The organism is Kribbella sp. NPDC058245, assembly GCF_042882005.1.
In the GTDB taxonomy this organism is placed as follows: domain Bacteria; phylum Actinomycetota; class Actinomycetes; order Propionibacteriales; family Kribbellaceae; genus Kribbella.
On the sequence record NZ_JBHVWY010000004.1, the window covers coordinates 357287 to 370810 of the forward strand.

Genomic DNA, 13524 nt, shown 5'->3' on the forward strand with positions numbered 1-13524 from the left:
CCGTGAACTCAGATAAGCGCACCCGGGACCTGGCGTTGATCGCGACCTTCGCGGGTCTGGTCGGCGCCATGGGCCTGGTGCCAGGGGTGTCGCCGTTCGGATTCCCGGTGCCCGTCACCGTCCAGACACTGGGCGTGATGATCACCGGGGCGATCCTCGGCGGTCGTCGCGGTGGACTCTCGATGGTGCTGTTCCTCGGGCTGGTCGCGCTCGGACTGCCGCTGCTCTCCGGCGGCCGGGGCGGCCTGGGCGTCTTCACGGGACCGAGCGCCGGGTACGTGATCGGGTTCCCGGTGTCCGCGTTCGTGATCGGGGCACTCGTTTATCGGTTCGGAGCGCCGTACCGGATGTGGTTGGGTCTGCCGAGCATCGTGTTCGGCGGGATCGTGGTGCTGTACTGCATCGGGATTCCAGTGACGGCTTGGCGTGCGCATCTGTCGTTGGGTGAGGCGATCACCGGCAGCGCGTTCTTCCTGATCGGCGACAGCATCAAGGCCGTGATCGCGACTGTGGTCGCCGACGCCGTGCACCGCGCCGTACCGGATCTGCTGCCGCGGCGTCAGTCGTCGAAGCCGCGCGCGATCAAGGCCTCGGCCAACCCGTCGGCCTGACGCAGCGAACGAACCACCAGCGGTACGGCGAACGCTCGCAGGCTGAACCCGAGTCCACGGGCCAACTGGGCCGCGCGGACATCACGAGCCAGGTCGTAGACGACGGCAACCGAACGGATGCCTAGGGCAACGGTTATCCCAACACGCTCGGTGGTACAACGAACCGCCAGATCGAGAAGGTCGGTGGTGCGCGTTGTACTGCTGACGACACCGGCCAGCGCGAGGAGTGCAGCCAACCCGCCCGCGACATGGAAGGCTGTCGCCAGGCCGTCGGTCAACCATTGGTAGCCGCCGAGCAGAACGACGACCACCAAGTACGCCTTCCACTGCTTGACAAGCAGTCTGCGTGGGAGACGCGCCAGCACCGTAGCCGTCGCGGCCAACGCGAGCGCGCCCGCTGTTAACCACGCTCGGTCGACGACCACGGTGGCGATCGAGACCACAGCCAGGGTGAGTACCTTCGCACCAGCGGGCAGGCGGTGGATGATCGACGTACCGGGCGAATAGATCATCAGGTCGCTCATGTGACGAGCTTCCGGTACGCCGCTCGAGCCTCGTCAGGACGATCGTCGGCAGCCAGACGCCCGTCGTGAAAGACCAGGACGCGGTCGAAGTCGTCCAGCAGATGCAAGTGATGGGTCACCAGGATCACTTGGAGATCGAGCTGCTCGATCTCGCGCCGGATCCGCCGTTCGTTGCTCAGGTCAAGCAATGTGGTGGGCTCGTCGAGCACGAGAACCTCGGGCTCGGTCACCACAACGGACGCCAGTGCCAGCAGCTGTTTCTGCCCACCCGACAACGTGTGTGCGGGACGATCGGCGAGTTCGGTCAGGCCGTAGGTGGCGAGGATGCCGGAGACACGTTGCTGTACGTCGGTTTTGGCGAGGCGAAGCCGACGGAGGCCGAAGGCAACATCTTCGGCGACGGTCGGCATCACGATCTGCGAGTCCGGATTCGTGAAGCAGAAGCCGACCTTCCGGCGGATCCGGCGGGCCTGGTTCGCGGTGCTGTCCCCGTCGACCTTCACCGTGCCTGCCTCTGGAACGACCAGCCCGTTGATCATCCGCACGAACGTCGACTTGCCCGAACCGTTGCCGCCGATGATGCCGATCCGGCGCTCCTGAAGGGAGACCGTGACGTCTTCCAGGACAGCTGGTCCGTCTCCGAAGGCGTGCGTCACTTCGGCGAATTCGATCAGCGGCATGCTTCGACCAGGATCGCCGTACCTTGGCCACCACCAGCAGCGATCGCGGCGACGCCGTACCGACCGCCCTCCTGAGTGACCAACTGACTGAACAACCGCACCGCCAGTACGGCGCCACTCGCGCCCCATGGATGCCCGAGCGCGAGCGCTCCGCCCTGCGGGCAGACGCGGTCGTCGGGAAGCCCGAGCACGTCGCAGCACGCGAGCACTTGGCCGGCGAACGCCTCGTTGAACTCCCACACGTCGATCTCCGGCAAGGTCAACCCAGCCAGCTTCAGAACCCGTTGCACAGCAGGCACAATCCCAAGCCCCGGCAACGTCGGGTCCACTCCAGCAGATGCAGCCGCCACCACGCGAAGGCCCTGGCCAGCCTCTCGAGACAGCGCCACTACCGCGGCACCATCGTTCACGCCGCACGAGTTCCCGGCCGTCACCGTCCCGTCGGCCCGGAAGACCGCCGGCAACTTTCCCAATCGCTGCACGGTCAGCCCACTGCGCACCCGCTCATCAACCACCTCGCCTTGAACCGGCACGATCTCGCCCTCGAAGGCACCCGCATCCTGTGCAGCCGCGGCCCGCTCGTGCGACCTCGCTGCATACTCGTCCTGCCGACTGCGCGTGATCCCGTGCAGCTCGGCTAACGCGTCAGCCGCAGCGCCCATCTCCGGGTCACGACCCGCGGGAGCAAACGGCGCACGCTCGTACCGGACCCGCGTCTCCGGCCACGATCGCCAGGGCGCCGTCGAAGCGCTCTCCACCCCACCGGCCAGCACGTATCCATCGCGAGGTCGGGCGATCTCGATCGCGGCCAGGCCGCTCGCGCACTGCCGATCAACGGTCAGCGCCGGCACGTGATCGCCAATCCCAGCAGTCAATGCAGCAACCCGAGCTAGGTTCCCGCCCGGCCCCATACAGTTGCCGAGGACAACATCTTCCACCGGCCCCGGCAGTCTGCGGACCAGCTCCCCCAGCAGTACCCCGCCCAGCTCGGCGGCGGTCACCTCGCGAAAAGCCTTACCTGCGGTGCCGATCGGCGTCCGGAGCGCATGCGTGATGAACACGTCAGCCACGCGCCAACCGCACTCGATCAACCTTGCCGCCAGCAGTCAGCGGCATCTCGTCGACAACCTGCCACCGCCGCGGCCGATGCGACGACGGCAACTGTTCACGAGCAAACGTCCGCAACACCACCAGGTCATCCTCATCGACAACGGCAACCGCCAGCACCTCACCCAGCACCGCATGCGGCACCCCGAAAACGACCACCGGCCCGCGGGCGATCCGCGCCAACTGCTCCTCAACCTCGGCGATCACCACGGTCGCGCCGGCCGTCGTGACAGTTCCAGGCCGCCCCAGCACGCGCAACGCCGTACCGGACCATCGTCCGCGGTCCCCCACCGTCGCCCACCCGTCCGGATCAGTCCGCAGCGGACCGGCCGCGCCATCGGCGTACCCGAGGCAGACGTACGGCGACCGCACCCAGATCTCACCGTCCCGAAGCTCAACCTCAACCCCGTCGAACGGCTGCAGGTCATCACCATGGTTGCCCGCAGCCACAAACGACAACTCGGCAGCACCGTAGTAGTGAACAACCTGCGGCCCCGCAGACCGCTGCTCCAGCCGAGCGCCCGCAACACACACCACGGCCTCAGGCTTCAGCTCATCACCGAGCCGATCAAGCTGCGCAGGCGTCAGACAAGCGTGCGTCGCCTCACCAGGCTCCTCGACCACCCGAGCCCCAACCGCCTCCGCGTGCACCGCAGCAAACAGATTCATCGTCGCGCTCACGGGTCCCGGAATCCACACGGTTGCCCCGGCGCGGACACCGGTCAACTCCGAGTACGCCGGGAACGACGCCCACCACGACTCCGGATCCCGCACCACGAACCGCGGCCGATCCGTCGTACCGGACGTCGCCAGCGCGATCACCACCCCACGCTCCCGCGCCGCAAACACCGCCCGCACCGGGTCGTCCGTCTCCAACGGCCGCACAATCACAGCCCTGACTGTAGTTCGTACGCGCCCAAGGACAGGAGGTAGTCGTCTACGCATACCCCGCCGCACGCCTGAGCGACGCCGCCGCGACCGCAATCAGGTGACTACTACCTGTCGTTAGGCAGACCACTCAGCCCGGTTTGGTCGGCCCGGTTCCGATTGGTGGGAACCATCGGGCAAGATAGGCGCGGGTCGCTCCGGAAGGTGGGTGGCTGCCGCCGCGAGGCGTGTGGAGCATTGTCATGTCTGTCGACCATTCGTCGGCCGAAGCCTTCAGCAGACTGGCAGCTGAGCTGCAAGCAGTCGACGGGGTCGAAGAGACCGTCGAGGCCGTCGTCCAGTTCGCGCTGCAAGCCGTCTGGTGTCAGTACGCCTCGGTCGTGCTGATCACCCAAGGCCGTCGGCCGGAGCTGCTCGCCTCGACCGACCCGAAGCTGGCCGAGCTCTATCAGGAACAGATCGAGGCCGACGCCGGACCGCTCCTGACCGCCATCCGGGAGCGGACGGCACTCTCGATCACCGACGTCCAGACGGAGACCAGGTGGTCGCGGCGGCTCCTCGACCAATTGAGCGCCGCCGGAATTCACAGCGCGGTCCACCTGCCGCTGGCCGTCACCGGCCGCTCCGAGGCGGTGCTCAACCTGTACGGCGCCAAGCCCGGCGCCTTCACCGTGGACGACCTGGCAGTGGCCCACGTCCTGGCCAGGCACGCCTCGATCGCGATCGCATCCGCACGCCACCAAGCGACGATGATCCAGGCGGTCGACGCCCGGAAACTGATCGGCCAGGCGATGGGCATCCTGATGGAGCGCTACGACCTCGACGGCGGCCGCGCCTTCGAGGTCCTGAAGCGCTACTCCCAGGACAACAACCGCAAACTGCGCGACGTCGCCCAGGAGCTCATCGACACCCGCAGGCTCCCCGACCGCGTGCGCTAACTCTTGGTGAGGCTCTCCTCGCCGGCGCGCTGGGCGTCGGCGACGAGCTCCTCGGAAACCCTCCGCAGCTTCACGTTCCGGTGCTGCGACAACCGGGTCAGAAACGCGAACGCCCGCTGATCGGTGAGCGTGTACCGCTCCATCAACAGCCCGATCGCCTGTCCGATCGTACGGCGGGAGCGCAGCGCCTCCTGCAGATCGCCGATCTCCTGCGCGTACCCGATCGCCATCGCCGACTGATGCGTGAACAGCACGCCGATCTCCCCCAGATCCTCGAACGACCCCACCGTCGTCGAGTAGAGATTCAACGCCCCCTGAGACTTCGGCGCATCGAACAACCGCAACCCCGCCTGCGCCAGAATCCCGGTCGCGACCGCCGTAGCGGCGTACCGGGGAAACCGGTCGTCGTTGGCGAGATCCGGCGACAGCACGTGCACACCCTCGGTGGCCGCGTCGTAACACGGCCCCTCCCGAAGCTTGTACTGCGCCGCGTCCACACCCCACAGCAACTCGTCGGTCGGCGCGACCGTCTCCACCCGCCCGTCACTGTGCTTGATCGTGAAGCTCGCATACTCGACCTCGGGCAGGACCTCCACGGCGGCCGCCGTAATCCGACTCAGCGTGTGGTCAAGATCACCGGGCGTCAGCGACTTCGACAATCGTTCGGTCGTCTCGAGAAGTCCGGTCGCATCCATGGCCCGCCAGTACCCGCCCTCACACCCGCTGAAGCGGTCAGTGAGTGAGGACGGCGATCGCGACGATCAGGTAGAAGAGGTTGATCGCGACGAGGAAGATCCGCTCGGAGATGCCGAAGAATCTCCGGCGGAGCGGGCTGACCAGCAGAGCGACGACGAGGGCGATCAGCGAGACCAGCGCGATCCAGTGCAGGACGGTCAGTACGGCGAGGTTGTACTGACGGGCGAAGGTGCCGGTCAGGGAGTAGCTGATCGCGAACCAGGCGATGGCGGCCAGGTAGTGGACCCGGCCGATCGCCGTCCGGCGGGCGCCCTCGATGTCGGTGGGGATGAAGGGCAGGGCGAGGAAGATGGCGGCCAGGATCAGCAGCCAGAGCCTGGTCGACCCGTCGTCGACCGCGCCGGCGAGGGCCGCCCAGGCGACGGCTGTGATCCAGGTACTGGCCGTGGAGAGGCGGCGGGTGGGGCCGACGGCGTAGTCACTGACGGCGTGCTCGATGGGGTTGTAGTCGCTGCGGGCAAGATGCAGGGCGACGAAGAGGCCGAGCCGAACCAGGAAGAGCGCGGCGGCAACAACAGCCAAAGCGGTAGTCATGAAGGCATCGTCCTGCCCCCGTCTGACATTTCAATGACACGCCACCACCCCGGCCCGCCGGATCAAGTGGCGAGCAGTTGCTCGCGGTCGAGCCAGGCCTGTTCCCAGCGGCGGGTCATCGCGGGGTAGATGACGAGGTAGCGGAAGGGGGCGATCGCGGCCATGTAGCACCGGCCGAACGAGCCGTTGGGCTTGACGAGCACCGCCATCCGCAGTTCGAAATCACCGTCATCCCCTTGCACCCAGCCCAGATGCATGACCCCGTGCACGGTCTTGTTCGCGATCTCGCCGGCTGCCTCCCGTTCGAGCTCGTAGACGGGTATCAGTGGCATCCGATCGTCGTTCAGGTCGGTTGAGGCGGCGGGGAGATCAGCGGGCAGGCGGTCTCGTAGTGAGGCGACCCGGCTCCCGAGAACCGGCTTGTCCCAGCCGAACACCGCACCGAGCTTCCAGCGGAAGGCGAACAGGAATTTCGCCAACCAGGGCTGGTTGTCGAGCCCACCGGACGCCCGGATCGCCGCGAGCATGACCGGGAAGTCGTCGGGCCCGGCCCCCGGCGTACGGAAGGACCACAGGTCCTCGACCCTGAAGTCCCCCGCCAGCTCATGAATGCGCCAGTCCGTCTCGGCATGAAGCTTCGGTTCGAGTCGCGCCATGACCCCCGCCTCTCGATGTATACGTCGCCGTACATTTGATTTGTACGCTAACGTATAAATCCCATCGCAGCAATGGAGGCAGACCGATTCCCGCCGTCGCCAGGACCCCGCGAGCCCGCTGGATCGAAGCCGGCCTGACCGCCTTGGCCCGAGGCGGACCCGACGCCGTCCGGATCGAAACCCTGGCCGCCGAGCTCGGCGTGACCAAGGGCGGTTTCTACGGGTACTTCGACGGCCGGGCCGCACTGCTCGAGGAGATGCTCGACGAGTGGGAGCTCCGCTGCACCCAGGCCGTGCTGGCTCACATCGAGGCCGAGGGCGGCGACGCCGCGATGCGGATCCGTCGCGCGGGCGAACTGACCTTCTCCGAGGAGATCTACCCGATCGACCTGGCGATCCGGGCCTGGGCCCGCCACGACGAGGCGGTCGCGGCACGGCTGCGCCGGATCGACACCGAGCGCATGGACTTCCTGCGGGCGATGTTCAGCGCCTTCATCACCGACCCCGACGAGGTCGAGGCGCGCAGCATCCTCGCCTACACCTTCGCGATCGGCCGCCACTTCATCGCCTTCGACCACCCCGGTCGCACCCGCAGGGAAGCTGTCCACCTAGCCGGCGAACACCTCCTCCGCCCACCTCAGTGATTCCGCAGGCCTCAGCGATTCCGCAGGCCTCCGTGATTCCGCAGGCCTCAGTGATTCTGCAGGCCTCAGTGATTCCGCAAGCCGCGCAGTAGCAGTTCAACCAGGCGGCGCGGGTCGTAGGCGGGGTCACCCTCGCGGCCGATGCAGAGGTTGCCCACGCCGCGCATGAGCTCGAAGGCTTCGATGTCGGACCCGATCTCCTTGGCCTTGATCGCGGCGGCCAGCAGGTCGGCGCAGACCGGGACCAGGCGCTCGAGGAAGTAGGCATGCAGAGCTTCGAAGCCACTGCTGTCCGACTGCATCGCGTGGGCGAGACCGTGCTTCGTGACCAGGAAGTCGACGAAGAGGTCGACCCACTGACGCAAGGCCTCGAACGGTGAATCGAGGTCGGCCGACAAGCGCGGACCAGCCTCGGCGCAGGCCTCGACCTGATGGCGGTAGACGGCGACGACCAGGTCCGCCCGGGTCGGGAAGTTGCGGTAGATCGTGCCGGTACCCACGCCGGCCTGGGCCGCGATCTCCCGGATCGGCGCATCGACGCCGGACGCAAGGAACACCTCAGCGGCCGCCGACAGCAGCTTCTGCTCGTTCCGCAGTGCATCGGACCGCTTGCTCCGGCCGACTCCCATCACCCAACTCCCTTCGCGCGATGAAGCGGAACGGCGTCCCACTTGATAAGCGGAACAATGTTCCGTATCGTCGTAAGTGGAACAACGTCCCGGTTATTACTGTAGTGCACTGGAAGGAAACCGATGAGCACTCCCGTCATCTCGTACAGCCCGGTGATCCTGTCCGTGCCCGGACGGCCGGTCGACCTGCAGGTCCGCGTCTCGGCGCCGGCCACCGGCACCGACCTGCCGGTCATCCTGCTGTCCCACGGCCACGGCCACGCGAACAACCTCTCCTCGCTGAACGGCTACGCGCCGATCGCCAATGACTGGGCCGCACGCGGTTTCGTCGTCGTCCGGCCGACCCACCTCAGCTCGCGAACCCTGACCAACCAGGTCGCCGACGCTCCCGGAGCGCCGTACTTCTGGCGGTCGCGCGCCGAGGACATGTCCCAGATCCTCGACCAGTTCGACCTCATCGAGTACGCCGTACCGCAGCTTGCCGGCCGGGTGAACCGCGACCACGTCGCCGTCGCCGGCCACTCCCTCGGCGGCTTCACCGCCACCCAACTCCTCGGCGCCCGCATCACCGATCCGGAGACCGGCGAGATCGCCGACCTGCTGGAGCGCCGCATCAAGCAGGGCATCGTCTTCGCCGCCCCCGGCCGCGGCGACGTCCTGAACGGCCCGATGGCCGACGCCATCGACTTCGCCCGCACGATCGACTTCAGCACCATGACGACCCCGGCCCTGATCGTTGCCGGTGACAAGGACGACTCCCAGCACTTCACCGACTTCGGCCCCGACTGGCACGCCGACCCCTACCACCTGGCCCCCGCCCCCAAGACCCTCCTCACCGTCTTCGGCGCCGAACACCTCCTCGGCGGCATCCAGGGCTACGACGCCGCCGAAACCACCGACGAGAACCCCGAGCGAGTCGCCGCCATCGCCCGCCTCACCGCCGCCTACCTCCACACCCAGTTCCACCCCGGTAACCCCGCCTGGCAAGGCGCAACCGCAGACCTCGCCGGCCTAACCCACGTCGAATCCAAAACCACCTCGCGCTAACCAGCCGGCCCGCGCCATCACTGGTGCCTTGAGGCATGTACCACGGGCCGGAGACCTGATGCCACAGGTCTCCGGCCGTCGTTTGGTGTCTCTGGCCACCAGTGGTGGCCAGAGCACGCGGACAGGATCGGCACTGGGAGCCGACAATTCCCTGACATTCGGTCGGCATCGTGGCCGGTATGACGACCAGGAGACTGTTGCGGTGGGCACCGATGGTGCTGGTGGTGGTGTTGGCCGCGGGATGCTCGGCATCGAAGGGGGATACCGAGGCCCACGGGCAGGACGCCCCTGAGATCGCGTCCCTGACCACGCCGCCACCGGGGAAGAGCAGCACGAAGGCGACGCCGAAGGATCCGGACGCCGGTCGGCCCCGCGAGCGGATCGACATGACCGAGGCCGACCGGAAGCGGATGTACGCGCCGTACCTGCAATGCTTGAAGGACAACGGGATCGACGCCCTGGCGCAGCGCAAGGAAGCGGGTGTGTTGGGTAGCGGGCCGACGACGGATCCGAAGAAGGCAAAGGAAGCCGGCAAGGTCTGCGAGCCGAAATTGCCGTTGCCTGCTTGGGAGATCGACGCGAACAACCCGGACGCGCTGGACTTCGGTCGCAAGGTCGTGCAGTGCTTGAAGGACAAGGGCGTCAAGTACGTCGAGCTGTCCACAGACACGTCGTCCGGGATCGTCGGCCCGGCGCTCGGCGGGAAGAACAACGACATGCAGTCCATCACCAAGGGCATGGATCTCATGCCGGAGTGCGAGCGCGAGGTGGCCGGCAAGTGAGCTCTCGACGACGTGTGGTGACGGCCGTTGTGGCGCTGGTCGTTGTGGCCGGTGGTGGGCTGGCCGGCTTCCGGTACGTCGATCGTCCGGAGAAGGCGGTTGCGGCGAACGGTCCAGACCCGGCGCAGACGGTGGCGATCACCCGGACCGATCTGTCCCAGGCCAAGGAGGTGTCGGGGCAGCTCGGGTACGGCGATAGCTCGACCATCAAGAGTCATGCCACCGGTACGATCACGTGGTTGCCAAAGGCAAACACTGCGATGGACCGCGGAGACGTGCTGTATCGGGTGGACAACAAGCCGGTCACACTGTTCTACGGGTCCACTCCGCTCTTCCGCACGATCGGACCGCCTGCGGCCAAGGCCAAACCACTCGCCGGGCCGGACATTCGCGTCGTCAAAGAGAACCTGACCGCACTCGGCTTCTTGTCGAAGACGACCACCGACAAGCTCACCCCCGCCACCACCAAGGCGATCAAGGAGTGGCAGAAGTCCCTAGACCTGGAGCCGACCGGCGTTATCGACCCGACCACGGTCGTGGTGCTGCCTGGCGCCGTACGGGTCGATTCGCTGAAGGCGGCCCTCGGTGATCCGGCGGCCACCGATCTCCTCGGCGTCACGGCGACCGACAAGGTCGTCACGCTGCCCTTCGACGCCGACGACGCCGCCGGGATCAAGGCGGGTGCGAAGGTGAAGCTCGCGCTTCCGAACGGCAAGGACACCACCGGCACGATCCGCAGTGTCGGCACCGATGCCACGCCGCCGCCCGACGGCGACAATCCGGCTGACGGTGACAAGAAGCCGCAGCTGATCGCGACGATCACTCTCGATCAGCAGGCCGCGAGCAACGGCGTCGACACCGGCCCGGTTCAGGTGACGGTCCCTGGTCCCACGCGGAAGGGCGTTCTCGTCGTACCCGTGGCGGCATTGCTCGCCCTTCGCGAGGGCGGGTACGCCGTCCAGGTGGTGAACGGTACGACGACCTCGCTCGTCGGTGTCCAGACCGGGATGTTTGCCGACGGCAACGTCGAGATCACCGGCACCGGATTGCAAGCGGGCCTGAAGGTGGTGACCACCTCGTGACCGCGGTCGTCGAGCTCACGCATGCGGTGAAGGAGTACCCCGGCGGCGTCCGCGCACTGGACGACGTCTCGCTCACCATCGACCAGGGCGAACTGGTCGCGATCGTCGGCCCGTCCGGTTCCGGCAAGTCGACGCTGCTCAACCTGATGGGCACGCTCGACCGGCCGACCGCGGGCACGGTTGCGATCAGCGGCCACGATGTCGCAAGCCTTTCCGATCGTGAACTGTCCGCACTCCGCGGTCGCTCGATCGGGTTTGTGTTCCAGCAGTTCCACCTGTCCGACGGCCACACCGCCACCGAGAACGTGGCGACCGGACTTCTGTACGCCGGTACGCCGAGGCGCGCCCGGAAGCCGCTCGCGTTGGAAGCACTCGCCAAGGTCGGCCTCTCCCACCGAGCCGACCACCGCCCACACCAGCTCTCCGGCGGTGAACGCCAACGAGTCGCCATCGCGCGAGCCCTGGTCAACAGCCCATCCGTCGTACTGGCTGATGAACCGACCGGTGCTCTCGACACCGCCAACGGTCTCGCCGTACTGGACCTGCTGACGCAACTCCACGCAGCCGGTACGACGATCGCCGTCATCACGCATGACCGAGACATCGCGGCGCAGCTCCCCCGTCAGCTCGAGATGCGCGACGGTCAGTTGGTGAATGCATGACCAGGCTGACTCAGCCCGTGCGACTGGCCGTTTCCGACCTCCTGCTCTTGGGCCTCACTCGTTTGCGCACTCGGCCACTGCGTGCTGCCCTGTCCGCGCTCGGCATCTCGATCGGGATCGCAACGATGATCGTCGTGACCGGGATCCCGGCCTCCAGCCAGCAGGCGGTGCTCGACGAGTTGTCGACGCTGGGACCAGACCTACTCCGGGCGGCCGCCGTACCGGATGCGACGGACAAGACTGGTGCGCCGGCCGGGCTGCCGGTGGCATCCGTCGGGATGGCGGAACGAATCGGTCCTGTGCAAGACGTCAGCGGGGTGGCCAACGTTCACGCGAGCGTACGGCGTTCAGACAAGATCGATGCGACAACCAACAGCAGCGGGATCACGGTGCTGGCCGGGACGCCGAATCTGCTCGGTCTGATCAGCGGCAGAATGTCTTCCGGGAAGTTCCTCTCTCCCGCCACCGACAAGTTCCCGACGGTCGTGCTCGGGTCGAAAGCCGCTACCTGGTTGGGGATCACCAGTCTGCCCGCCGGGCAACCACTCCCCCGGATCCTGCTCAACGACACGTGGTTCACGGTGATCGGCGTACTGGCCAACTCGCCGCTCGCGCCGGATGTCGAGCAGTCGGTGCTGGTCGGCTGGGACGCGGCCAAGACCAGCCTGGGATTCGATGGGCGACCGTCCGTGGTCTACGTGCGGTCGACCGATACCGCGGTCGAGGACGTTCGCGCCGTACTCGGCCGCACGCTCAGCCCGGAACAACCCGGCCTCGTTCAGATCAGCAGACCGTCGGAGGCTCTGGCGGCAAAACGCATCACCCAGAACGCGTTCTCAACTCTGTTCCTCGGTCTAGCTGGTGTCGCCCTTCTCGTCGGTGGGATCGGTGTCGCGAACACGATGGTCATTTCCGTCCTTGAACGCCGTCGCGAGATCGGACTGCGCCGCGCACTCGGCGCCAACCGCGGGCAGATCCGCGGCCAGTTCCTGACCGAGTCCGTCGTCCTGTGCGCGATCGGCGGCCTGATGGGCGCGGTGCTGGGGGTGATCGGTGTGATCGGGTACGCCGATTCACAGGGGTGGCCGATCGTCATCCCGGCGTCGGCTTTGCTCACCGGGCTGGCCGCGTCGATCTCGGTCGGCGTACTGGCTGGGGTTTACCCGGCGGTCCGCGCATCGTTGCTCACGCCAACGGAAGCGCTCGCGTCGGACTGATGACAATTGTCAGGAAGTTGTCCGGGCACGATCGGCAGCACCCGGGTCCAGGTCGATGCGTCCTATAGTCGATGACATGTGTGCGCAGGTCGTGCTTGCCGAGGACGACGAGAAGCAGGCCGAGCTGGTACGCCGGTATCTCGAGCGGGAGAACCACACCGTGATCGTCGTGAACGACGGCCGGTCCGCACTGGAGGAGGTGCGGCGGCGGCAGCCCGATCTCCTCATCCTGGACGTGATGCTGCCGGGGGTCGACGGGCTGGACGTCTGCCGGATCCTGCGTCGCGAGTCGGACATCCCGGTGCTGATGCTGACCGCGCGGACCGAGGAGGACGACATGCTGCTCGGCCTCGATCTCGGTGCGGACGACTACATGACCAAGCCGTTCAGCCCGCGGGAGCTGGCGGCTCGGGTTCGCACGCTGCTTCGCCGTACCAGAGTGCCGGCAGCCGCCGAGCCCAGCACGCTCCTGCGCGTCGGCGAGGTCGCCGTCGATCTCGAACGCCACGAACTGTTTGCCGACGGCACCCAAATCTCCTGTACGCCGGGTGAGTTCCGGCTGATCGCAACCATGGCCGCGCGACCGCATCGGGTCTTCAGCCGCGCCCAGTTGCTGGCGAACATGCACGGGATCGACCAGTACATCACCACGCGAACGATCGACACCCATGTGCTGAACCTGCGGAAGAAGATCGAGCCGGATCCGCGACGCCCGGTCCGGCTGCTCACCGTCTACGGGGTCGGCTACAAGCTGACCGACGGCTGAG

General features: G+C 67.0%; 17 protein-coding genes. 9 read left to right on the top strand and 8 right to left on the bottom strand.

From position 1 onward, the window contains the following. Positions 1 to 2 precede the first annotated feature (2 nt). Complete coding sequence (locus ACFVWG_RS11015; RefSeq protein ID WP_391543031.1) at positions 3 to 611, top strand: biotin transporter BioY; 609 nt, start codon at positions 3 to 5, stop codon at positions 609 to 611. Here ACFVWG_RS11015 and ACFVWG_RS11020 read toward each other — a convergent pair. From ACFVWG_RS11020 to ACFVWG_RS11035, 4 genes are read right to left on the bottom strand one after another with little or no spacing between them, the layout of a single operon-like run. Then, positions 560 to 1135, bottom strand: coding sequence for an energy-coupling factor transporter transmembrane component T family protein (locus ACFVWG_RS11020; RefSeq protein WP_391543032.1), 576 nt, complete (start codon positions 1133 to 1135; stop codon positions 560 to 562). The two genes, ACFVWG_RS11015 and ACFVWG_RS11020, sit on opposite strands and share 52 nt — an antisense overlap. Continuing rightward, the gene (locus ACFVWG_RS11025) at positions 1132 to 1815 is read right to left on the bottom strand and encodes an energy-coupling factor ABC transporter ATP-binding protein (RefSeq protein WP_391543033.1); all 684 of its coding nucleotides are present in this window, start codon (positions 1813 to 1815) and stop codon (positions 1132 to 1134) included. The genes ACFVWG_RS11020 and ACFVWG_RS11025 overlap by 4 nt, the downstream gene beginning before the upstream one ends. Further along, positions 1806 to 2885, bottom strand: coding sequence for a thiolase family protein (locus tag ACFVWG_RS11030; protein WP_391543034.1), 1080 nt, complete (start codon positions 2883 to 2885; stop codon positions 1806 to 1808). Before ACFVWG_RS11030 ends, ACFVWG_RS11025 begins: the two co-directional genes overlap by 10 nt. Next, on the bottom strand, positions 2878 to 3813 hold the full coding sequence (locus tag ACFVWG_RS11035) for an o-succinylbenzoate--CoA ligase (protein ID WP_391543035.1): 936 nt from the start codon (positions 3811 to 3813) through the stop codon (positions 2878 to 2880). Before ACFVWG_RS11035 ends, ACFVWG_RS11030 begins: the two co-directional genes overlap by 8 nt. Positions 3814 to 4052: 239 nt before the next feature. Here ACFVWG_RS11035 and ACFVWG_RS11040 point away from each other — a divergent pair, with 239 nt between their 5' ends. After that, positions 4053 to 4748, top strand: a complete 696-nt coding sequence (locus tag ACFVWG_RS11040) for a GAF and ANTAR domain-containing protein (RefSeq protein WP_391543036.1) — start codon at positions 4053 to 4055, stop codon at positions 4746 to 4748. Here the strand turns inward: ACFVWG_RS11040 and ACFVWG_RS11045 are convergent. From ACFVWG_RS11045 to ACFVWG_RS11055, 3 genes are all read right to left on the bottom strand, one after another. Continuing rightward, positions 4745 to 5443 carry a GAF and ANTAR domain-containing protein gene (locus ACFVWG_RS11045; protein ID WP_391543037.1) on the bottom strand — a complete coding sequence of 233 codons (699 nt, stop codon included), beginning with the start codon at positions 5441 to 5443 and terminating at the stop codon, positions 4745 to 4747. The two genes, ACFVWG_RS11040 and ACFVWG_RS11045, sit on opposite strands and share 4 nt — an antisense overlap. Before the next feature lie 37 nt (positions 5444 to 5480). After that, the gene (locus ACFVWG_RS11050; RefSeq protein ID WP_391543038.1) at positions 5481 to 6038 is read right to left on the bottom strand and encodes a DUF998 domain-containing protein; all 558 of its coding nucleotides are present in this window, start codon (positions 6036 to 6038) and stop codon (positions 5481 to 5483) included. A gap of 62 nt (positions 6039 to 6100) precedes the next feature. Continuing rightward, positions 6101 to 6694: a DUF2867 domain-containing protein gene (locus tag ACFVWG_RS11055; protein WP_391543039.1), complete on the bottom strand. Its 594-nt coding sequence runs from the start codon at positions 6692 to 6694 to the stop codon at positions 6101 to 6103. Between the two features lie 122 nt (positions 6695 to 6816). Between ACFVWG_RS11055 and ACFVWG_RS11060 the strand changes: the two genes are divergently transcribed. Then, entirely contained in the window at positions 6817 to 7338 is a 522-nt protein-coding gene (locus ACFVWG_RS11060) for a TetR/AcrR family transcriptional regulator (protein WP_391543267.1), read from the top strand. Between the two features lie 65 nt (positions 7339 to 7403). On the opposite strand, the gene ACFVWG_RS11065 is transcribed toward ACFVWG_RS11060, so the two are convergent. Then, positions 7404 to 7967, bottom strand: coding sequence for a TetR/AcrR family transcriptional regulator (locus tag ACFVWG_RS11065; RefSeq protein ID WP_391543040.1), 564 nt, complete (start codon positions 7965 to 7967; stop codon positions 7404 to 7406). A gap of 123 nt (positions 7968 to 8090) precedes the next feature. Here ACFVWG_RS11065 and ACFVWG_RS11070 point away from each other — a divergent pair, with 123 nt between their 5' ends. The 6 genes from ACFVWG_RS11070 (at position 8091) to ACFVWG_RS11095 (ending at position 13523) form a co-directional block, all read left to right on the top strand. Beyond that, entirely contained in the window at positions 8091 to 9014 is a 924-nt protein-coding gene (locus ACFVWG_RS11070) for an alpha/beta hydrolase family protein (protein ID WP_391543041.1), read from the top strand. A 179-nt stretch (positions 9015 to 9193) separates the two neighbouring features. Further along, a complete protein-coding gene (locus tag ACFVWG_RS11075; protein ID WP_391543042.1) occupies positions 9194 to 9796 on the top strand; it encodes a hypothetical protein in 603 nt (200 codons plus the stop codon). 17 nt (positions 9797 to 9813) lie between these two features. Next, positions 9814 to 10878: a peptidoglycan-binding protein gene (locus ACFVWG_RS11080; RefSeq protein ID WP_391543043.1), complete on the top strand. Its 1065-nt coding sequence runs from the start codon at positions 9814 to 9816 to the stop codon at positions 10876 to 10878. Beyond that, the gene (locus ACFVWG_RS11085) at positions 10875 to 11540 is read left to right on the top strand and encodes an ABC transporter ATP-binding protein (RefSeq protein ID WP_391543044.1); all 666 of its coding nucleotides are present in this window, start codon (positions 10875 to 10877) and stop codon (positions 11538 to 11540) included. The genes ACFVWG_RS11080 and ACFVWG_RS11085 overlap by 4 nt, the downstream gene beginning before the upstream one ends. Beyond that, positions 11537 to 12757, top strand: a complete 1221-nt coding sequence (locus tag ACFVWG_RS11090; protein WP_391543045.1) for an ABC transporter permease — start codon at positions 11537 to 11539, stop codon at positions 12755 to 12757. The genes ACFVWG_RS11085 and ACFVWG_RS11090 overlap by 4 nt, the downstream gene beginning before the upstream one ends. Before the next feature lie 76 nt (positions 12758 to 12833). Then, positions 12834 to 13523 (top strand): response regulator, encoded by a 690-nt coding sequence (locus ACFVWG_RS11095; protein WP_391543046.1) that lies wholly within the window; start codon positions 12834 to 12836, stop codon positions 13521 to 13523. Position 13524 lies beyond the last annotated feature (1 nt).